Consider the following 20,722-nt stretch of genomic DNA (forward strand, 5'->3'; position numbering starts at 1 on the left):
CCATGATCCTTGTCCCGTGCGGGCCGTTGTCCGTACGGGGCAAGGATTTTGTGCAGGTATGAAAGTAGGACCCCCTGTGGAACCCGTGGCGGGCAGTAGCCGTACCGGCCGGAACCTCCCCGTCGCAGTGGCGGTGGGGCTCGCCCTGGCGGCGGTCATCATCGCCTCCCTCTATTTCGTGAAGGTGCTCTTCCTCGCCGTGGTGATCGCGGCGGTGGGCATCGGCGTGACGGAGCTGGTCCGGTCGTTCGAGGCCAGAGGCATCAACGTCCCGCTCGTCCCGGTCCTGGCGGGCATGACCGCCATGCTGGTCGGCGCCTACTGGGGCGGTGAGGTGACCGGATCCGCCTGGGGCGGGACCGCATGGCTGGTCGGCGTCTTCGCGATGACCGTGCTGGTGCTGATGATCTGGCGGATGTTCCAGGGCACCGAGAACTACGTCCGCGACATCACCGCGACCATCCTGGTCGTCGTCTACCCCTCCCTGCTCGCCGGGTTCGTGGCGCTGCTGCTCGCCGACCCCGACCAGGGCCCGGACCGGGTGGTCGTCTTCATCGCCACCACCGCCGCGAGCGACATCGGCGGGTATTTCGCCGGGATCTCCCTCGGCAGGCACAAGATGTCCCCGGTGATCAGCCCGAAGAAGACCTGGGAGGGCTTCGCCGGTTCGGCGCTGGCCTGCATGGCGGTGGGCGGCTGGCTGGTGGCGTGGCTGCTGGAGGACGACATCTGGAAGGGCGTCCTCATCGGCGCTGTCGTGGTGGTCTTCGCCACGCTCGGCGACCTGGTCGAGTCGGTGATCAAACGCGATCTCGGCGTCAAGGACATGGGCAGCGTGCTTCCCGGCCACGGGGGCATGATGGACCGCCTCGACTCCATGGTGGCCGCGCTGATCCCGGTCTGGGTCCTGCTCACCCTGCTGGTCTGAACGCTGGTCTGAACGCTGGTCTGAACCGCCCTGCTGACCTCACCCTGCTGACCCGAACCGCCGGCCCGTGTCACCGGGCCTCCCGTCCGCGCGTGACGTCACGCCCCGTACGGCGGCTTCCGCGCTCCCGTACGGCCTGGGCGGTCCCGGTCAGCCCGCCCTGGTGAGCCGGGTCGCGGACAGGCGAGGGAGCACCGCCCGGTAGCCCTGGGCCGAGACCAGGTTCAGCTCGTCCGGGGTGATCGGGACGAGCCAGAGCCACTGCACTGAGTCGCCGCCGAAGGAGAAGCCCGACAGGTCGGGCAGTCCCGGCAGCCCGGTCAGCATCATGACGCCGCCGTAGGCGGAGCCGAGCGGGAAGGTCTCCGGCCGGTGGTACCACCTGGCGGTGTGGCCGTGGCCCAGCCAGGTGACCGAGTGCCACGGATACTGCCCCAGCCACAGGAACAGCCGGGCCGCGTCGCGGGCGTCGCCGGGGGAGGCGACGGCGAGCTCCACCCGGGCGTACGCGTCCGGCCGGTCGATGTACTGCTCGACGGTGGGCATCCGCTGGCAGCTCATCCCGACCGTGGACAGGATCGTGTGCTCCCTGCCCCGCTCCGGGGGGCGTTCGGTGATGCCCACCGCGGGCATCCGCTCGCCCCCCGCGTCCCAGAACCTGCCCGCGGTGCCGACCTTGCGGTCCAGGTGCCCCATCACGAACTGCTGGAACGTGGCCCAGGAGCCGTCTCCCGCGCGCCACTCCCAGTAGGCGCGGGCCTTGGCGATCCGGGAGGCCAGACCTTCGTGGGCCTCCTCCAGCGACCAGGCGAACGGGGACTCGCCCAGTGCGTCACGGGAGTAGCCGGGCATTCCCCGGCCCATGTCCGCCCATCCAGGAATGACCGCGAGCAGCTCGTCGTTCTCGTACAGGGCGACGCCGTCGCCCTCCTCGAACCACAGCGATCGCAGCGCGCCCAGGGGCCCCCTGCCGTCGGGGTGGCGGGTGTTCGCCCTCGGGGCCACCGGCGGCAGTTCGGAGTTCAGGCGGTCCGGGTCGATCCCGTCCGGGGCCGGGCGGTGGTTGGCCAGCCAGACGGCTCCGTGCACCGTTCCCCCCGGCCCGCACAGGTAAGCTACCGAGGAAGTCCCGTCGCGTTCGACCACCAGGGTGCGGCTTCCGTAGGGGTTGACGTCGGCGAACACGACCTCGACGCCGTCTCCCCGCCGTTCCGCGGGGCCCGTGGGGCGGTTTGTCGCCATACCTCCGGACTCTAGATCACTGTCGGGCACCGCTTCGAGCATTCGCGTAACCGTTGAGAGAAGGCGTTGGACTTGTCGACCGTCAGCCCGTCCGGGACCCCCGTACCCGGCCAGCTCACCTTCGTGGCGCCGCGCCGGGCCAAGCCCGCCCGCCACCTGGCCGACCTGACCATGGCCGAGCGCCGGGCGGTCGTCGCCGAACTGGGCGAGAAGCCGTTTCGCGCCGACCAGCTCTCCCGGCACTACTTCGAGAAGTTCAACGGCGATCCCGAGCTGATGACGGACCTGCCGGCCGCGGCCAGGGAGAAGTTCGCCACCGCGCTGTTCCCCAGCCTGCTGACCTCGGTCAGGGAGATGACCACCGACGCGGGCACCACCCGCAAGACGTTGTGGCGGCTCTTCGACGGCGCGCTGGTCGAGTCGGTCCTCATGCGCTACAGCGACCGTACGACCATGTGCGTGTCGTCGCAGGCCGGCTGCGGCATGAACTGCCCGTTCTGCGCCACCGGCCAGGCGGGTCTCACCCGTAACATGACCACCGCAGAGATCGTCGAGCAGGTCGTCGCCGGGGCCCGCGCGCTCGCGGCCGGCGACGTCCCCGGTGGTCCCGGGCGGGTCAGCAACGTGGTCTTCATGGGCATGGGCGAGCCGCTGGCCAACTACAAGGCCGTGATCGGCGCCGTCCGCCGCATGGTCGAGCCCGCCCCCGACGGCCTGGGCATCTCCGCCCGCGGCGTCACCGTCTCCACGGTGGGCCTGGTCCCGGCGATCGGCAAGCTCGCGGCCGAGGGCCTGCCGGTGACGCTGGCCCTCTCGCTGCACGCGCCCGACGACGAGCTCCGCGACACGCTGGTGCCGATCAACACCCGCTGGAAGGTCGCCGAGGTCCTCGACGCGGCCTGGGACTACGCGGCCAGGACCAAGCGCCGGGTCTCCATCGAGTACGCGTTGATCAAGGACATCAACGACCAGGAGTGGCGCGCCGACCTGCTCGGCAAGCTGATCAAGAACAAGCTGGTGCACGTCAACCTGATCCCGCTCAACCCGACCCCGGGTTCGAAGTGGACCGCCTCCCGCCCGGAGGACGAGCGGGCCTTCGTCCGCCGCCTGGAGTATCACGGCGTGCCGGTGACGGTCCGCGACACCCGCGGCCGCGAGATCGACGGCGCCTGCGGCCAGCTCGCCGCCGCCGAGTAGCCCCTGCCGTACGGCTGCGCCCCCCCGAGGCGCCGACCGCCGCCCCGGCTCACCCACCCGGGGCGGCGCTCCCCGGCCGTTCCGGGCTCCCACCGCATCGCCGACCGGCCCGGTGTGGCCCGCCCGGATCCCTGAGCAACGGGGTCGGGCTCTCCGCGAGCACGGTCCATCGCTATCTCGGCCTGCTGGAGGAGGTCTTCCTGATCAAGCGGATCCCCGCCTGGTCGCGCAACCTCGGCAGCCGTGCGATCGGGACCCCCAAGATGGCCTTCGTCGATTCCGGGATCGCGGCGAACCTCCTGGGAGCCGACTCCCGGAGCCTGGTGCGTCCCGAGGGCGCCTTCGGCCCGCTCCTGGAGGGCTTCGTCCTCATGGAGCTGGCCCGCCAGCTCACCTGGTCCGACGAACGCGTGGAGCTGTTCCACTACCGGACCAAGGACAAGGTGGAGGTGGACGCCGTCCTGGAGAATCGCCAGGGGCGCGCGGTCGGCATAGAGGTGAAGGCGTCGTCGACGGTGCGACCGGACGACTTCAAGGGACTGCGACACCTGGCGGCCTGTCTCGGCGACGACTTCGCGGTGGGAATCATCCTCTACACGGGGACGCAGACACTCCCGTTCGGCGACCGCATGCGCGCCATGCCGGTGAGCGCCCTCTGGGAGGTCACCGCTCCGCGTGGGTGACCGCCTGGTCGCCGGTTACCGCATTGGTGACAACGGCACGCGTCGCCAGGGTTGGCTTTCCAGTCGTGCCTCCTCTGCCAGGTTGCGGGCCAGTTCCTCCACGGTCGCTCCGCAGCGGACATCGCACAGGCCGTGCTCAAGTCCGTACGCCGACATGTTGGTGCGTCGCACGGCGTACCAGCCGCCTCCGGTCAACACCCGTTGGAAGGTCGCCGAGGTCCTCGACGCGGCCTGGGACTACGCGGCCAGGACCAAGCGCCGGGTCTCCATCGAGTACGCGTTGATCAAGGACATCAACGACCAGGAGTGGCGCGCCGACCTGCTCGGCAAGCTGATCAAGAACAAGCTGGTGCACGTCAACCTGATCCCGCTCAACCCGACCCCGGGTTCGAAGTGGACCGCCTCCCGCCCGGAGGACGAGCGGGCCTTCGTCCACCGCCTGGAGTATCACGGCGTGCCGGTGACGGTGAAGACCACCGCCGGGCGGCTCACGGGAAACTCCGGGACTCACCCATGAGTGGCGGTGTCGCTTCTGTGGGCGGTGGGGTCTGCTTCCACCGCGTCGATGGTCACCTGTTCGCCGCAGTCATCGCAGACCGTGTGCTGGCGTACCTGGCCGCCGCACTCGGCGTGCCGCAGGACGACAGGGGGGCCGTCCGGCGCGGCCCAGCGGTCGCCCCAGTGCGTGAGGGCCACGATGACCGGTTGCAGCTCTCGGCCCTTGTCGGTGAGCACGTACTCCTGGTACGCCGATCCGTCCACGTGGGGCTGCCGCACCATTAGGCCCTGCTCGACGAACCAGTCCAGGCGGGCGGTGAGGATGTTGCGGGAGATCCCCAGGCAGCGCTGGAAGTCCCCGAAGCGGGTGATGTCCCGGAAGAGCGCGTGACGGATGATCACCAGGCTCCATCGCTCGCCGACAATCTCCAGCGCCCGCGCCGCCGAACAGTTCTGGGTCTCATAAGTCCGACCAAGCATGGCCACAGCCTACCCCCCAACAGTTTTATGACGAGAGTGGTTGCTTGATGGAACTCTCTGTCGATAAGGTCAATCTAGTTTCATCACGAGACCAGATGTGATGGATCATCCGAGAGACCAGGAGCCGGCGATGCTGCTCGAGAACAAGAACGCGATCGTCTACGGAGCAGGTGGAGCGGTCGGACGCGTGGTCGCCCGCACCTTCGCCGCCGAAGGCGCACATGTCCATCTCGCCGGGCGCGGTAAGGCCGCTCTGGAGGAGGTCGCCGACGAGATCACGGCGTCCGGCGGCCTCGCCAGCGCCGCCACCGTGGACGTGCTCGACCAGGACGCCGTCGAAGCCCACGTCGAAGCGGTCGTCCGCGGCGCCGGGAGCGTCGACGTCTCCTTCAACCTCATCAGCCTTCCCCAGACCGGCATCCAGGGCACGGCCATCGTCGACATGACACCCGCCGGCTTTGATCTGCCCATGAACACCTATCCCAAGGCCAACTTCCTTACCGCCAGAGCCGCCGCCCGACGCATGACCAGTCAAGGCTCCGGCGTCATCCTCACCATCACCGCCTCCCCGTCCCGCACCGCCGTACCCCTGATGGGCGGCATGGCACCCGCATGGGCGGCCATCGAATCGCTGTCACGCGGCCTGGCCGCCGAATTAGGCCCCTCCGGCATACGGGTCATCTGCCTGAACGCGGCCGGTATGCCGGACTCCCCGCAGCTCGACGAGGTCTACCGCCTTCACGCCGGCGCCTACGGCATCAGCTACGACGCTTTCCATGCCCGCATGGCTGAACGGACCCTCCGCAAACGCCTGCCCACCATCCAGGAAATCGCCAACGTCGCGGCCTTCGCCGCCTCCGACCGCGCCACCGGGATGACCGGCACCATCGCCAACCTCACCGGCGGCATGATCGTCGAATAGCCGGTCCCCACCAAGCGGGCACATTCTCGACCGCGCCGGCCGAAGCGGCGACTACCCAACCCTCGCCGCCCCAGTGCGCGCCCACGTCGCCCGGCTGATCCAACCCGCAGGAAGGCGATAGCGCGTGCTCCTCACCCGCCTGAGCACCCGTCACCTTCCCCCAGGGTGGGCCGCCACCTTGCCGCCCGTCCGTCACCTCTCCGAACACGGCTTGAATCTCACCGCCTCAGTGGCGTTCCTGGTCGCAGAGAACGGCTCCGGGAAGTCCACCGTCATGGAAGCGATCACCGACGTCTGCGGCATCAATTCCGCAGGCGGTAAGGCTGGCACCCGATACGCCAGCACAGGACCCGCCACCCCCCTCGGGGAGGTCATGGACGCCGAACTCACGGCTACCGGCCTCCGCCTTCTTCGCGGCCCTCGCACCAAGCGCCGAGCGTTCTTCCTCCGCGCCGAAACTCTCTTCAACCTCAGCCAGAACGTTTCCGGCCGGTACGGGTTCTGGGAAGAAGACCTCACCGAGCAATCCCACGGCGAAGGGTTCTTCACCGTTCTGGAACGCATGGTGACCGGGCCGGGGCTCTATCTCATGGACGAACCCGAGATCTCATGGACGAACCCGAGGCGGCCCTCTCGTTTCACTCATGTGTGCGCCTGGTCGGCCTCATGGCCCGCGTCGCGGACGAGGGCGGGCAGATCATTTGCGCCACCCACTCGCCGATCCTCACCAGCCTCCCCGGTGCGCAGATCGCCGAACTCGGCGACCACGGCACCCGCACCACAGAGTGGGAAAAGCTCCAACTGGTCGATCACTGGCGACGCTTTCTTGCCAAACCAGACTTCTACCTGCGGTACGCCTTGGACACAGCCACCGATACTGACTGATCAAAGGGGCCGTTCCCGCGCTCACACCGGGCACGTACAGGGCGATATCGGCCGTCGCCCTCGCCGACGAGCGGCCTTTCGGTTTCGAGGCGCTCGTGAGGGGACCCGAGGGGCCTTCCCGTGAGGTGGACCCGGCGGGTCCTGTTTCACCGGTCGTACGTCCGCGTGGCGGTGTCGTCGTCCATGTCGATGACAGGGCACGACCTCCACCGGATCGGATACCCATTTAGAGGAAATGCTGCCATTCTCTCCTGTTTATGCCTTCGAATATGTGGTGATCCGCTACCGTCGCCCGTTACGACAGAAGATCGACTAGAGACTGGAGCATTGTGCGAAGAAGAACCTCTTGGTTCGCCGTCCTCCTGGCGACGGTGACGGTTTTACCGGTCGGGGTGGCCAGCGCGGACACCGAAGTCCTGAAGGCGCAGACCATCGTCTGGGCGCCCTGTGAGGAGGAGCCCGCCGCCGAGTGCGGCACGTTGAGCGTGCCCATCGACTGGTCGAAGCCGGGCGGGGCGAAGGTCGACATCGCCGTCGCGCGGCGCAAGGCCACGGATCCGGCCGCGCGGGTCGGTTCGCTGGTGATCAATCCCGGCGGTCCGGGCGGGTCGGGCGTGGAGGCCGTGTACGGCGCTCCCGGGTCCTACACCGAGGAACTGCAGCGACGGTTCGACATCGTCGGGTTCGACCCTCGGGGCGTGGGACGCAGCAACCCGGTGATCTGCTCGGCGTCGGTGTACAACCGGATGCCGCACACCGTCATGAGAAGCCAGGCCGACTTCGACGCCTGGAACGCGTTCACCAAGAAGCTGCACGCCGACTGCCGCGCTCGTACCGGTCCGCTGTACGACCACGTCGATTCCGTCGACGTCGCCCGTGACCTGGACGCGCTGCGCGCCGCCCTGGGCGAGGAGAAGCTCACCTACTACGGGATCTCGTACGGCACGCTGATCGGCCAGATGTACGCCGAGCTGTTCCCCGGCCGCGTCCGGGCCCTCGGGCTCGACAGCAACATGGACCACAGCCTCGGCGTCGCGGGCTTCCTGGCCACCGAGGCGCTCGCCATCGAGGACGCGTTCGACCAGTTCGTCGGCTGGTGCGAGCAGGACACCAGCTGCGTCCTGCATGGGCGTGACATCCGTGCGATCTGGAAGGACCTGCGGGAGAAGGCGCGGCGCGGTGAGCTGAAGTACCCGAGCACGGGCCAGACGATGACCGAGTTGCAGGTCATCTACAACGCCGCGCTGGGCACCGAGGGGCCGGCCTGGAACATACTGAGCGAGGTGATCAACTGGTTGGACGGCGGGCCGCAGCCGGAGTGGGTGCCCCCGCTGCCCGGCCGGCAGCCCGTGGAGGGGGACGTCGCGTATCTGCCGACCGCGGTCCTCTGCCAGGACTACCACCTCAAGGTGCGTAACTACGCGGAGTACGCCGCGCTCATGCGTGTCTCCAGCGGGCTCGCACCCGACACGGGGTACCACCCGTACCCGATCGACGATCTGCCGATCTGCATGAACTACCCGACCACCAACGCGCCGCACGCACTGCGATACACGGGCGACGCCCCGCTGCTGCTCGGGAATTCCCTGCACGATCCGGCCACCCCGTGGATATGGTCCGCCAACGCGGCCCGTCAGCTCGGGTCCAAGGCGGTGTTGCTCACATACGAGGGCTGGGGACACCGCATTTACGGCAAGGACAAGTGCCAGACGGACATCTTCGACGAGTACCTGATCTCGCTGAAGGTGCCGCCGCGCGGCACGCGCTGCGCCGTGGGCACGCCCGAGGAGAGTGTGCTCAAGCAGCAGGCGCCGTCGCGGACGTGGCCGACCGGCCCGAACCACTGGGCGGCCTCGCCCGTTTCCTAACCCCGGAGCGGGCCTCCGCCCGGGCGGCTCATCCGGGTGAGATCTGTGCGGCTGTCGAGTGGGTGGGTGTCGTCGAACCACGGCGAGTCCGGTGGTTCGACGACACCCATGCCTGTGTGACGCGGGCCCCGGCAGGACACGATCGGCGTGTGACCTTTGCGGCCCCAGCCGTTCTCCAGGGCCCGTCGCCATCGATCGGCCGACATTCGCGACACCCCGTTCAGGGGTTCAGGCGGCGCAGGCGCGCGTACAGGATGAGGCTCGCGGCGGTCCAGAAGAGGGTGGCGGCGGAGATGGGGAGCACGACGGTGTCGAGCAGGCCGGCGTTGGCGGCGCGCATCCAGGGCATGATCGGCACCGAGAGGCGGCCCACCGGGGTGAGGCTGATCAGCAGCAGGGCGAGATAGCCGCCGAAGAGGGCGAGCATCGAGACGGCGGGGGAGGCCAGGATCGGGCGGCTGGTCAGGGTGCCCAGGGCCGTTCCCACGCCCACGCCGAGCACGTGCAGCACGATGCCGAGCGCCAGGTCGGCGGAGGTGGGCATGGCCGCGAAGCCGTGGAGCAGCGGGAACCCGACCGCGATCGCCGCCATGCCGAGGGTGACGGCCAGCGCGGCGAGCAGCCCGGCCCCGATCTCGCGGCCGGGCCGCCCGGCGGCCGTCATGGAGATCAGCCGCTGCGTCGGGGGCTCGGTGTCGAGCAGTCCCCGGGCGGCCCAGGCGAAGACGAGGATCAGAAGCCCGGCCGAGTCGGCGTACGCGGGCAGTTCCTTGCCCGGCGGGGTCAGCGTGGAGTAGAAGATGAGCAGCATCACGAAGAGCCCGATCATCGGCTGGAGCAGCCGGTGCGACCGGGCGTAGGCGGCGAGCTTGAAGCGTACGAGGTGGATCACGATGACCGCCTGGTGAGGTAGCCGTCGGCGCGGAGCTTCTGCTCCACCTCGTCGGCGTCGTCCGCGTCCACGACCACCTCGATGACCACCTGCCGGGACGGCTCTTCAGGGGAGGGCCGGGGGATCGGCGGGGGCTCCTGCGAGGTGTCCGGACAGACCCCGGGAAGTGGTCGCGGTGTTTCGGAGGTGTCTCGCGGGGAGGAGCCGGGGGCCGGGGTGGGAAGCGCCGAGGGCTCGCGGGTGCCGACGGTGACGCCGCCGTCCGCGACGAGCCAGTGTTCGGCACCGGGAAAGTCCTGGAGTTGCTTCTGGTGGTCGCTGACCGCGACGGTCCCGCCACGCGCGGCGATCTCCTCGATGATCACGGGGAGTTCGGCGCGGGTCTGCTCGTCGAGCCCGGCGAAGGGTTCGTCCAGGATGAGCAGGTCCGGCGGGGCGAGCAGCGACTGGATGAGTCCCACCTTCTGCGCGCTGCCCTTGGACAGGTCGCCGAGCGGCTGTTCCAGCAGGTGGGTCGCGTTCAGCCGCCCCGCGAGGTCCCCGGCCGCGGAGCCGGAGGAGAGGCCCCGGATCCTGGACATGTGGGCCAGGTAGGCGGCGACGGTGAACGGCTGGTCCACGGGGAACACGTCGGGGGCGTAGCCGACGACGCCCGGCCGGTCGGAGATCGAGCCCCGGGACGGGGGCACGAACCCCGCCATCAGGCGTAGCAGCGTCGACTTTCCCGCGCCGTTGCGGCCGGTGACCTCGATGACGGAGCCGGGACGGAGCGTGAGATCGACGTCCCGCAGGACCCAGGGGCCGCGCCGCGAGTATCGGAAGGACACCGTGGAGAGCCGCATAGGCCGCAACCCTACCGTGATCATCCGTTTTCCGGCCCGCGTCCTCGATCCCCCGGTTCTCCGGCCGGGTTCCCGGCGTCCGCTCTTTCGCCCGCATCCCTGATCTCCGTTTTCCCCGCTCTCCGTCTTCCCCTTCCCCGGTCCCCGTCTTCCCCGGTCCCCGCCTTTCCCGGTCGACGGCACCCGCTCCCCGGCCGAGGACTCCCGGAACGCGAACGGAGACCCCGCGCGAACGCGAGGTCTCCGTCGTCGTCGAGCCGGTGCGGTGTCACGTGCCGTCCGGCTCCGGGTCCACGGGATCAGCTGCCGTAGATGTCGAGGTCCCACAGCGAGTAGCCGTAGGCGGGCAGCGCGCGCTGGGTGCCGTACACGCGCACGTAACGCCCGCTGCCGCTCACGGTCAGGTCGTCCACCCCGCCGTCGGAGGCGACGGTGGAGTAGACGTCGGTCCAGGTGCTGTTGTTCGTGGAGGTCTGCACCTGGTACGCCTTGCCGTGGGCGGCCTCCCAGTTCAGCCGGACCCGGCTGATCGAGCGGGTGGTCCCCAGGTCGACGGTGATCCACTGCGGGTCGGCGTAGGCGCTGCTCCAGCGGGTGGCGGGGTCGCCGTCCACGGCGTAGGCGCCGACCCGGCCGTTGCCCTCCTCCACGCTGCTGGTCGTGACCGGCTTTCCGGTGGACAGCAGCGTGGGGGTCGAGCCGGCGGGGGTGCCGTAGACGTTGAGGTCCCACAGGGAGTAGCCGTAGGCGGGCAGGCCGCGCTGGGTGCCGTGGACGCGCACGTAACGGCCGGTGCCGGTGACGGTGAGGTCGTCGACCCCGCCGTCGGAGGTGGTGGTGGAGTGGACGGTGGTCCAGGTGCTGTTGTTCGTGGAGGTCTGCACCTGGTACGCCTTGCCGTAGGCGGCCTCCCAGTTCAGCCGGACCCGGTTGAGGGTGTAGGTCGCGCCGAGGTCGACGGTGATCCACTGCGGGTCGGCGTAGGCGCTGCTCCAGCGGGTGGCGGGGTCGCCGTCCACGGCGTAGGCGCCGACCCGGCCGTTGCCCTCCTCCACGCTGGAGGTCGTGACCGGCTTGCCCCGAGCCAGGTCGCCGCCGGGGTCGGGGCCGCCGGGCGGGGTGCCGGCCCCGGCACCGGTGAAGGTGTAGCTGTCCAGGTCGAACAGGGCGCCGGTGCCGGTCCCGGTGAAGACGATGTACAGGTCGTGGGTGCCGTCGTCGGGCTTGGTGACGGGGGCGGTCACCTCGGCGTAGTTGTCCCAGCCGCCCGTTCCGGCGACCGCGACGCGGGCGACCTCGGGGCCGGTGGGCGAGTCGAAGCGGAACGACACGGTGCCGCCCGCGTTGGCCGAGGAGACGCGTGCCTTCACCCCGGTGATGCCCTTGAGGCTGACGGCGTGGTGCTTGACCCACTCGCCGTTCTGGATGTCGCCGAGCCGCTTGGCGCCCTCGGCCGCCGCCTGGTCGACGACCCTGGGGCCGTTGAGCTGGACGTAGTGCTCGGCCTGCCACTGCTTGGGCCAGAGCGTGATCTCCTTCTCGCCGGTGAGCGGGACGGAGCCGGTCGCGCCGCGGTCGGTGTAGCCGCCGCGGATCACGAAGAACTGCACGGCGTCGAGCCCGGCGTGGATGGGACCGGTGTTCACGGTGAAGCCGCAGCCGGTGCCCTGGCCCTCCTCGTGGGCGTGCTCCTGGTGGCCGAGCGCGGCGCGGATGACGACGTCGGCGCAGGCGGGGGTGCCGTCCTGCGCGTCGGTCGCGGTCGCGGTCGAGACCAGGTCGTCGCCCCAGCCGTACATGCCTCCGGCGGGCAGGCCGTTCAGCGTCACCGCAGGCCGGTTGTTGCCCACCACGACGGGGATCACGACGGTCCCGGTGCGGTTGCCCGGGTCCCTGACGGTCAGCCGGGCCCGCTTGTCGCCGTTGGTCGTGTAGGTGTACGCGGGGTTGGCGGCGGTGGAGTCGACGGTGCCGTTGTCGTCGAAGTCCCACGCGTAGGTGAGCGCGTCACCGTCGGGGTCGGAGGTCCCGGCACTGGAGAAGGTGACCGCGAGCGGGGCGAGCCCGTTGTCCCGGTTCACCGTGGCCTGGGCGATCGGCGACCGGCCGCCCTGCACGTGGTTGATCTTGTAGAGGCCGGCGTCGGCGGCGCCGGAGAAGTAGCCGCTGCCGTACTCCAGCAGGTAGAGCGAGCCGTCGGGGCCGAACTCCATGTCGATGGGGTGCACGAGGTTCATCCCCGCGAGCACCGGCTCGATGACGGTCGGCGCCCCGGTGGTCGGGTTGCCGTTGTCGAACTGGACCTCCTTGATCCAGTTACGGCAGTACTCGGAGATCAGCAGCTTGTTGTCGTAGTAGGCGGGCCACTTCACGTCCGAGACGAGGTTCGGGTCGTAGTGGTAGACCTCGGCGTGGTTGGGGGAGCCGCAGCCGCCGGGGTTGTCCAGGGCGGGCCACTCCTTGCTGCCGCCGTGCTGCTCCCACACCAGCGCCGGCTTGGTGGGGGGCAGCTGCTGGAGGCCGGTGTTGCGCGGCGAGTTGTTCACCGGGCCGGTCGTGCCGCCGCAGGGGAACCAGCCACGGGGGGCGTTCGCCGCGAAGTCCCAGTCGTTGTAGGCGACGTTGGGACCGCCGCAGTAGGGCCAGCCGTAGTTGCCGGGCCCGGTGGCGCGGTTGAACTCGTCGTAGGCGGCGGGACCGCGGTTGGCGAGGGTCGCGTTCGCGTCGGGGCCGACCTCGCCCCAGTGCAGGGTGTTGCCCGACTTCTTGTCCACCCAGATCCGGTACGGGTTGCGGGTGCCCATGACGTAGATCTCGGGCCTGGTCTGCGCGGTGCCCGGGGCGAAGAGGTTGCCCGCGGGGATGGTGTAGGTGCCGTTGTTCTCCGGGTGGATCCGGTTGATCTTGCCGCGCAGGTCGTTGGTGTTGCCGGAGGTGCGCTGCGCGTCGTACTGCGGGTTGCGGCTCGTGCGCTCGTCGATGGGGGCCATGCCCGCCGAGTCGCCGCCGGAGTTGGTGTTGTCGCCGACGGCGAAGTACAGGTTGTCGTTGCCGTCCCAGGTCATCGAGCCGGCCGAGTGGCAGCACAGCTCACGCTCGGTGGGCCACTCGATGATCATGTCCTCGCTGGCCGGGTCGAGGACGTTGGTGGTGGCGTTGAAGGTGAACCGGGAGATCCGGTTCACCAGCGGCGTCACCTTGGGCGAGTAGAAGAGGTACACCCAGTGGTTGGTGGCGAACTTCGGGTGGAGGGTGACGCCGATGAGCCCGTCCTCGAAGCGCGCGTCCAGCTGGAGCGTGAGCGCCACGGTCGTGGCCTTGGTCGCGGGGTTGTACAGGCGGACCTGGCCACCGCCGGAGGTGGTGCCCCGGTTGATGTAGAGGACCTTGCCGTCGGGCAGGACGGAGAGCTCGATGGGCTCGCCCATCGACAGCCCGCCGTCCAGCTTGACCTTCTCGAAGGCGCTGGTCGGCGGGGGAGCGAAGGCGACGGTGCTACCGAGCGTGGAAGCGGTGGTGGTCGACGCCGAGGCGGTGGTGCCGGTGGCTCCCGCCGTGGCGGCGGCGAGAGCGAGGACCGCGACGCCCAAGGCTGTACGAAGGCGCGTGAAACCTGACACGAAGGTCTCCAGGGGGGTGAAAAGGCAGATGCGTGCGGGAGGGGTGTCAGGTGCCGTAGATGTCGAGGTCCCACAGGGAGTAGCCGTAGGGGGCCAGGCCGCGCTGGGTGCCGTACACGCGCACGTAACGTCCGGTGCCGCTGACGGTCAGGTCGTCGACGCCTCCGTCACCCACGGTGGTGGAGTACACGTTGGTCCAGGTGCTGTTGTCGGTGGAGGTCTGCACCTGGTACGCCTTGCCGTAGGCGGCCTCCCAGTTCAGCCGGACCCGGCTGATCGAGCGGGTCGCTCCCAGGTCGACGGTGATCCACTGCGGGTCGCTGTAGGCGCTGCCCCAGCGGGTGGCGGGGTTGCCGTCCACCGCGTTCGCCCCGGCGTGCGCGCTGCCGGTCTCCACGCTGCTGACCGTGACCGGCTTTCCGGTGGACAGCAGCGTGGGGGTCGAGCCGGCGGGGGTGCCGTAGACGTTGAGGTCCCACAGGGAGTAGCCGTAGGCGGGCAGGCCGCGCTGGGTGCCGTGGACGCGCACGTAACGGCCGGTGCCGGTGACGGTGAGGTCGTCGACCCCGCCGTCGGAGGTGGTGGTGGAGTGGACGGTGGTCCAGGTGCTGTTGTTCGTGGAGGTCTGCACCTGGTACGCCTTGCCGTAGGCGGCCTCCCAGTTCAGCCGGACCCGGTTGAGGGTGTAGGTCGCGCCGAGGTCGACGGTGATCCACTGCGGGTCGGCGTAGGCGCTGCCCCAGCGGGTGGCGGGGTCGCCGTCCACCGCGTTCGCCCCGGCGTGCGCGCTGCCGGTCTCCACGCTGCTGACCGTGACGGGCTTGCCCCGCGCCAGGTCGGTGGCCGGGGGGTTGGAGGGACCGTCCTGCTTGATGCGGATGTTGCGGTAGCTGATGTCGAGCCCGTCGCCGTCGTTCTGGACGCCGATGTAGCCGTTGGCGATGTTCCGCGTGCTCGTGTAGTCGTTGATCTTGGTGCCGTTCAGGTAGATCTCGACGCGCTGCCCGTGCACCGCGATCTCGTAGGTGTTCCAGGAGCCGGGCGGGTTGAGCGCCGCGGCGCGCGCGGCCGTGTCGGGCGCCTTGAAGCCGTAGACGCTGCCCGTGGTCCGGGTGGGGTCGGCGTCCGAGGCGTCGATCTGGATCTCGTGTCCCAGGTCGACCGGCTGCCACGGGTCGTTCCCCGGGTCGGGGAAGCCGATGAAGACGCCGCCGTTGTCGTCGCCCGGCATCATCCAGTCGAGCTTGAGCGAGTAGTCGGAGAAGGTCGAGACGGGGTACCAGAGCAGGCCCATGCCGCCGACCGAGGACAGCGTCCCGTCGGCCAGCGTGAAGCCGCCGGCGCCGGCCTGCCGCCACCGGTTGAGGCTGGCCTGCGTGCCGTCGAACAGCGACGTGTAGCCGGTCTCGGGACGGCAGTCGGCGGCCTTCGCCTTCGCGGCGACCTGGATGCCGCCGAGCAGCATCTTCGTGAAGCCGGGGTCGGCGTAGGACTCGTCGGTGTGACCGAGGCCGGTGTACCAGGCCCGGCCGCCCTGGTAGTCCTGGCACCAGGTGATCGGGTGGTCGGCGCCCATGCCGCCGCCGCCGTAGGACGACTCGTCCAGGTTGGCCAGCACCTTGACGGCGGGGCGCGGGTTGGCGCGGTAGTCGTACCACTCGTCGGTGCGGGTCCAGGTGGGCGCCAGGTGCGAGGTGGACGGGTTCGCCCGGTCCTCGACGCGGATCGTCGCCTGCTGGGTGGCGGGGTGGGCGCGGAAGTACGCCCCGACCAGGCCGCCGTACCAGGGCCAGTCGTACTCGGTGTCGGCCGCGGCGTGGACGCCGACGTATCCGCCGCCGCCCGCGATGTAGGACTGGAAGGCGGCCTGCTGTGTCGCGTTGAGCACGTCGCCGGTGGTCGACAGCCAGATGACCGCCTGGTACTGGGCGAGGTTGGCGGTGGTGAAGGCGCCCGCGTCCTCCGTGGCGACCGCGGTGAAGCCTTCCGCCGAGCCGAGCCGCTGGATGGCGGAGATCCCGACGGGGATGGAGGAGTGCCGGAAGCCGGCGGTCTTGGAGAAGATGAGGACCTTGGTCAGGGGGGCCGCGGAGGCGGTACCGGGCAGCAGCGCGATGGCTCCGGTGATCATGACGGCCAGCGCGAGGAGAACCCGCGGGATCCGGCGCATACGTCTACTCCTAGGGGGGTAAAGGAGCGCGCCGCCGCACCTGGTGACAACCTTTCGGCGGAGATGTCGAGACATTCGCCGCCGTACGACAAAAGATTCGCATGGGCTGGCGAAAGCGTCAATGTATGGGAGCGCTAACAGGCGATTCGCCTTAAGATGATCTTGATACATCGGATGTATTTATTTGCGGCGCGCTGTAATTTCCGGACGGGATGGACAAAATACGGCCTGGTCAGCGACTTATCGCGATCGAGAGATCGGTTTTTCCTGTCCAAAGGGGATATTTCACATCTTGACGTGCGCAGACGTCCGATGTTAACTACGGCTGACAGATCCGATCTACCAGATGTGAAGCAGGCCCGGCCTGTGATCACAGGTGTCCTGGTGACGGATCTGTACCCGCGGGGAAGTCAGGGAGCCGCCGCCGGTCGCCGATTGCCGGCGGCGGCTCCCTGACTCCCCGGCGTACTTCCCCCGCATCACGTCACCCACCGGCAGCCCCGTCCCGCCGAAGCGACCCGCTCTCCCCCAGGCGGAGGCGCCGGCCACGCGGGTGGGTGAGTCGCGCGCTTGGTCAGGGCGGGGCGGCGTGGCCGCCGTCCCCGGTGGCGATTAAGGAAGATCATGTCGAGAAAACCAGTACGCCTCTTACTCATGTGGTTCCTCGTGACATGCCTCGCCGCGGTCGGCATGGCCGTGCCGGCGTGGGCGGCACCGGGTGACACGGCCTTCGACCAGGCGACCGGGGTGCTGAGGGTCAACCACGGGTCGTACCTGTCGAAGCACGACATCGTCTACAACCGCCCCAACACCAACCCGGTCCAGGGCCTGACCGTCGGCAACGGCCGCACCGGGGCGATGGCCTGGAACCAGAACGGGCTGACGATGCAGGTGTCGGGGGTGGACCTGTCACCGCAGTCGACGTACGCGGCGGGCCTGGCGAACCTCAGCACCACCCCGGCCATGGACACCGGGTACACGACCTTCCAGCAGCGGCTGTCGCTGTACGACGGGACGCTGACCACCAGGTACGACTCCAACCGGACCGTGACCGTGATGGGGTCGCCGAACTCCGAGGTCATGGGCATCCACGTCGAGGACACCCGGGGCGGCGTGTCCAACGTGGCGTTCGACCTCAGCATGTGGGACCCGGCCACCGTCCAGAACATCGCGGATGTGCCCGACCTGAACACCTGGCGGACGATCTCCACCTTCTCCGACTCCGGCGTGGCCGGGTTCAGCCGGGGCCAGACCGACGCGAACGGCTTCGGCTACACCATGGCCGCCACCGTCGAGGGCGCGAACTTCACCACCCAGGTCGTGGACGGCAGGAAGGTGCGGCTGAACATCACGCCCACCTCCAGCTACACGATCTGGTTCACCGCCGCGAGCCGGATCAACGCCCCCAACCGCGACTCGGTGGCCCAGGCCCGCAGCCAGCTCACCTCGGTCAAGAACACCGGCTACACCACCACGTTCGACAACTACCGCAACTGGTGGCACGCGTTCTGGGCCAAGTCGTTCGTCCAGTACTCCAACTCCAACCGCGACGCCGACTACCTGGAGAACGTCTACTACCTCAGCACGTACATGATCGCCGCGGGCGGCTACGGCAACTACCCGCTGCACTTCATCAACGGTGTCTTCCGCGCCACGCAGGACAACTCCAAGTGGAGCAACGCCTACTGGTACTGGAACCAGCGGGACGTCTACAACTCCTTCCTCGCCTCCAACCACGCCGACCTGATGAACACCTTCAACCGGCTCTACAGCCGTAATTACACCGCGCTGAAGGCGTACACGCAGACGAGGTACGGGATCGACGCCCTGTGGGTGCCCGAGACCATGGGCTGGGACGGCAACGCGCGCGGCACGGTCGACAGCGACTACACCAAGAACATCCTGACGACCGGCTACCAGGCCGCGTACAACATGTACCTGCAGTACCGCTACACCAACGACGCGAACTACCTGCGGGACGTGGCGTACCCGTACATGCGGGAGACCGCGAAGCTCTACAAGGGCCTGCTGTCCTTCGACGGGCCGACCGGCAAGTACTACATGGCCAACTCCCACTCCCACGAGACGTACTGGAACGTCCGCAACGCGATCACCGACCTGGCCGCGGTGCGCAGCATCTTCCCGCTGACGATCCAGGTCAGCCAGCAGCTCGGCCTCGACGCCGGGCTGCGCGCCGACTGGCAGAACATCGTGAACAACCTCGTCGCCTACCCGACGGGCAACGGCGCCTACCTGCCCCACGAGCCGCCGATCTCGCAGACGAGGAACAACGAGAACGTCGCCTCGGAGCTGATCTGGCCGTACAACATCACCGGCATCGGCTACCCCGACTACCAGACCGCGCTGAACACCTGGAACCAGCGGCCGTTCCCCTACGGCAACGTCTGGTCCAACGACGCGGTGCAGGCGGCCCGCCTCGGTCTCGGCGACCAGGCGTATCAGGGCATGAAGACGATGCTACAGAAGTACCAGAACCACCCCAACGGCATGACGACCAACACCAACGGCGTCTTCGAGTATCTCGGCGTGCACCTGTCGGCGCTGAACGAGTCGCTCATGCAGAGCTACAACGACAGGATCAGGGTGTTCCCCGCGGTGCCGGGCGACTCCTCCTTCGTCGGCAAGTTCACCCTCCTGGCCAAGGACGGCTTCCAGGTCAGTTCCGAGCGCGAGGCAGGGGAGATCAAGTACGTCGGGCTCAGGAGCCTGCACGGCAAGCAGGCCACGGTGGTCAACCCCTGGGGCACCCAGCAGATCCGGGTGCGCCGCGCCTCCGACAACGCCATCCTGACCACCGTCTCCACCGGCGAGGTCTCCTTCGCCACCGCCGCCGGCACCGTGTACGTCGTGGAGCGGACCGCCAAGCCGCTGAGCGGCTACGCCGCGACGACGCTGACCGGCTCCGCCAACCAGGGCGTCAAGGCCCTGAGCGGCACCGCCTCGACCTTGGGCCTGCCGGGCGGCACGAGCAACGGGACGATCAGCCTGCGCTCCAAGGCGAACGGTCTCTACGTCACCGCCTCCAACGGCTCGCCGCTGATCGCGAACGGGACGTCCACCGGCACGGCGCAGCAGTTCGAGCGGGTCAACCAGAGCGACGGCACCGTCGCGCTGCGCGCGAAGATCAACAACAAGTTCGTGGCCGCGGAGGGCGCCGGAGCCCAGCCGCTGATCGCCGACCGCGACGCGGTGGGCCCCTGGGAGGTCTTCCAGCTCATCACCAACCCGGACGGTTCGGTCAGCCTCAGGGCCCAGGTCAACAGCAAGCTCGTGTGCGCCGAGGGCGGCGGCGCCCAGCCGCTCATCGCCAACCGTGACGCGGTGGGCCCCTGGGAGAGCTTCGACCTGATAAATAACTAAATCAGCGGATTTTTAGGGAAACCGAGTTCGGTGGGGCACCCCGGCCCGCCGGACTCGGTCTCCGCCTTTCCCGCCGGTCACCTGATCCGTGACGCCCGCTCTCCGTCTTTCCCGCCGGTCACCCGATCCGTGACGCCCGTTCCTCGTCATTTCCCGCCGTTCGCCCGGCTCCGGGCCCCGTCCCCGTCATTCCCGCCGGCCGTCCGAGCTGTCACGCCCGGGTGTTCTCGTCGTCATTCGCCGTGATGGGAGTGTCCGATCCCCGCCACGGGCCGGGGCCGTTTTCGCGGACTCCGGCACCCATTGGAACACCAGGCTCCGCGCCCGCCCCAGACGTCTCGCTTTTATCCGGCTATTCCCTCCAGAATGGATACATCGGATAAAGTCCCTATCGGGAAGACGCGAAAGGATGCGGGTTTGAACCGCTTTCCACGGGTTCTCGGGATTCGCAGGGGATATGACCCGGGCCAGGTGGACCTGCTGGTCCGCCGGATCGAGGGGACCCTCGGCAGGGGCGTCCCGGAAGGCGAGCCGGTCACCGCGGACGAGATCCGCGACGCCCGGTTCCGCACCAGGCTCGGCGGCTACAACGAGGTCGCCGTCGACTTCGCGCTCGAGGCCTTCATCGTGGCGATCGAGACCCGGCCCACCGGCGCGGACGGGCGCCCGGTCGTCCCCGCCCGCCGTGCCGCGCCCGAAGAACCCGAGCGGGAGGAGCACGAGGACCGCGCCGCCCGGGTCGAGCGGGTCGCCTTCCGGCCGGGACGGCTCGGCATGGGCTACAACGAGGACGAGGTCGACGCCTTCCTCGACCGGATCGTGGCCACCCTGCGCGGCACCACCGACACGCCCCTCACCCCCGGTGACGTGCGCGAGGCGAGGTTCGCCACGGTGATGCTGAGGCCGGGGTACGCGATCGCCGAGGTCGACGAGTTCCTCGACGAGCTCGCGGGCATCCTGGAGCACCGTCCGGCCGACGACGACGCCTTCCGCGATCCGTCGGCCGGCGACGCCTCTCGCGGCCCGTCGGCCGGCGACGACGTCTCTCGCGGCCTTTAGCGGCACGGTCTCGCGGCCTTCACCGGCACGGGCTCTCCCGGCTCCGCCGGCCCGC

Annotated in this window: 14 protein-coding genes and 1 pseudogene; 9 read left to right on the forward strand and 6 right to left on the reverse strand. The window is 69.2% G+C overall.

Annotation, left to right across the window (positions count from 1 at the left end):
- Positions 1-58 precede the first annotated feature (58 nt).
- Positions 59-928 carry a phosphatidate cytidylyltransferase gene (locus tag AB0F88_RS11090; RefSeq protein ID WP_362680452.1) on the forward strand — a complete coding sequence of 290 codons (870 nt, stop codon included), beginning with the start codon at positions 59-61 and terminating at the stop codon, positions 926-928.
- A gap of 150 nt (positions 929-1,078) precedes the next feature.
- On the opposite strand, the gene AB0F88_RS11095 is transcribed toward AB0F88_RS11090, so the two are convergent.
- Positions 1,079-2,170, reverse strand: coding sequence for a suppressor of fused domain protein (locus AB0F88_RS11095; protein WP_362680455.1), 1,092 nt, complete (start codon positions 2,168-2,170; stop codon positions 1,079-1,081).
- Positions 2,171-2,242: 72 nt separating this feature from the next.
- Here AB0F88_RS11095 and rlmN point away from each other — a divergent pair, with 72 nt between their 5' ends.
- The 3 genes and pseudogenes from rlmN to AB0F88_RS11110 form a co-directional block, all read left to right on the forward strand.
- A complete protein-coding gene (gene rlmN, locus AB0F88_RS11100; protein ID WP_362680458.1) occupies positions 2,243-3,367 on the forward strand; it encodes a 23S rRNA (adenine(2503)-C(2))-methyltransferase RlmN in 1,125 nt (374 codons plus the stop codon).
- A 14-nt stretch (positions 3,368-3,381) separates the two neighbouring features.
- Positions 3,382-4,050, forward strand: a complete 669-nt coding sequence (locus AB0F88_RS11105) for a DUF4143 domain-containing protein (RefSeq protein WP_362680639.1) — start codon at positions 3,382-3,384, stop codon at positions 4,048-4,050.
- 187 nt (positions 4,051-4,237) lie between these two features.
- Positions 4,238-4,567, forward strand: a pseudogene (locus AB0F88_RS11110) (23S rRNA (adenine(2503)-C(2))-methyltransferase RlmN); the annotation flags it as partial.
- Here the strand turns inward: AB0F88_RS11110 and AB0F88_RS11115 are convergent.
- Entirely contained in the window at positions 4,558-5,028 is a 471-nt protein-coding gene (locus AB0F88_RS11115; protein ID WP_362680461.1) for a helix-turn-helix domain-containing protein, read from the reverse strand. The pseudogene AB0F88_RS11110 and the gene AB0F88_RS11115 sit on opposite strands and share 10 nt — an antisense overlap.
- A gap of 130 nt (positions 5,029-5,158) precedes the next feature.
- Here AB0F88_RS11115 and AB0F88_RS11120 point away from each other — a divergent pair, with 130 nt between their 5' ends.
- From AB0F88_RS11120 to AB0F88_RS11130, 3 genes are all read left to right on the forward strand, one after another.
- On the forward strand, positions 5,159-5,950 hold the full coding sequence (locus AB0F88_RS11120; protein WP_362680464.1) for an SDR family oxidoreductase: 792 nt from the start codon (positions 5,159-5,161) through the stop codon (positions 5,948-5,950).
- Positions 5,951-6,559: 609 nt separating this feature from the next.
- Positions 6,560-6,835 (forward strand): hypothetical protein, encoded by a 276-nt coding sequence (locus tag AB0F88_RS11125; protein WP_362680467.1) that lies wholly within the window; start codon positions 6,560-6,562, stop codon positions 6,833-6,835.
- A gap of 371 nt (positions 6,836-7,206) precedes the next feature.
- Positions 7,207-8,703, forward strand: a complete 1,497-nt coding sequence (locus AB0F88_RS11130; RefSeq protein ID WP_362680470.1) for an alpha/beta fold hydrolase — start codon at positions 7,207-7,209, stop codon at positions 8,701-8,703.
- Positions 8,704-8,923: 220 nt separating this feature from the next.
- On the opposite strand, the gene AB0F88_RS11135 is transcribed toward AB0F88_RS11130, so the two are convergent.
- The 4 genes from AB0F88_RS11135 to AB0F88_RS11150 form a co-directional block, all read right to left on the reverse strand.
- Positions 8,924-9,595, reverse strand: a complete 672-nt coding sequence (locus tag AB0F88_RS11135) for a hypothetical protein (RefSeq protein WP_362680473.1) — start codon at positions 9,593-9,595, stop codon at positions 8,924-8,926.
- On the reverse strand, positions 9,592-10,437 hold the full coding sequence (locus tag AB0F88_RS11140; protein WP_362680476.1) for an ABC transporter ATP-binding protein: 846 nt from the start codon (positions 10,435-10,437) through the stop codon (positions 9,592-9,594). The genes AB0F88_RS11135 and AB0F88_RS11140 overlap by 4 nt, the downstream gene beginning before the upstream one ends.
- A 299-nt stretch (positions 10,438-10,736) precedes the next feature.
- A complete protein-coding gene (locus AB0F88_RS11145; protein ID WP_362680479.1) occupies positions 10,737-14,057 on the reverse strand; it encodes a discoidin domain-containing protein in 3,321 nt (1,106 codons plus the stop codon).
- 46 nt (positions 14,058-14,103) lie between these two features.
- Positions 14,104-16,227, reverse strand: a complete 2,124-nt coding sequence (locus AB0F88_RS11150; RefSeq protein WP_362680482.1) for a ThuA domain-containing protein — start codon at positions 16,225-16,227, stop codon at positions 14,104-14,106.
- 624 nt (positions 16,228-16,851) lie between these two features.
- Between AB0F88_RS11150 and AB0F88_RS11155 the strand changes: the two genes are divergently transcribed.
- Positions 16,852-19,608 carry a glycoside hydrolase family 95-like protein gene (locus AB0F88_RS11155; protein WP_362680485.1) on the forward strand — a complete coding sequence of 919 codons (2,757 nt, stop codon included), beginning with the start codon at positions 16,852-16,854 and terminating at the stop codon, positions 19,606-19,608.
- A 417-nt stretch (positions 19,609-20,025) separates the two neighbouring features.
- On the forward strand, positions 20,026-20,667 hold the full coding sequence (locus tag AB0F88_RS11160) for a DivIVA domain-containing protein (protein ID WP_362680488.1): 642 nt from the start codon (positions 20,026-20,028) through the stop codon (positions 20,665-20,667).
- Positions 20,668-20,722 lie beyond the last annotated feature (55 nt).

It is taken from the genome of Streptosporangium sp. NPDC023963, assembly GCF_040639135.1.
Lineage (GTDB): Bacteria > Actinomycetota > Actinomycetes > Streptosporangiales > Streptosporangiaceae > Streptosporangium.

Coding starts and splice junctions, on each gene's coding strand:
- AB0F88_RS11090 (WP_362680452.1), top strand. CDS start 59: ATGAAAGTAGGACCCCCTGTGGAACCCGTGGCGGGCAGTAGCCGTACC.
- AB0F88_RS11095 (WP_362680455.1), bottom strand. CDS start 2,170: ATGGCGACAAACCGCCCCACGGGCCCCGCGGAACGGCGGGGAGACGGC.
- AB0F88_RS11115 (WP_362680461.1), bottom strand. CDS start 5,028: ATGCTTGGTCGGACTTATGAGACCCAGAACTGTTCGGCGGCGCGGGCG.
- AB0F88_RS11120 (WP_362680464.1), top strand. CDS start 5,159: ATGCTGCTCGAGAACAAGAACGCGATCGTCTACGGAGCAGGTGGAGCG.
- AB0F88_RS11125 (WP_362680467.1), top strand. CDS start 6,560: ATGGACGAACCCGAGGCGGCCCTCTCGTTTCACTCATGTGTGCGCCTG.
- AB0F88_RS11140 (WP_362680476.1), bottom strand. CDS start 10,437: ATGCGGCTCTCCACGGTGTCCTTCCGATACTCGCGGCGCGGCCCCTGG.
- AB0F88_RS11150 (WP_362680482.1), bottom strand. CDS start 16,227: ATGCGCCGGATCCCGCGGGTTCTCCTCGCGCTGGCCGTCATGATCACC.
- AB0F88_RS11155 (WP_362680485.1), top strand. CDS start 16,852: ATGTCGAGAAAACCAGTACGCCTCTTACTCATGTGGTTCCTCGTGACA.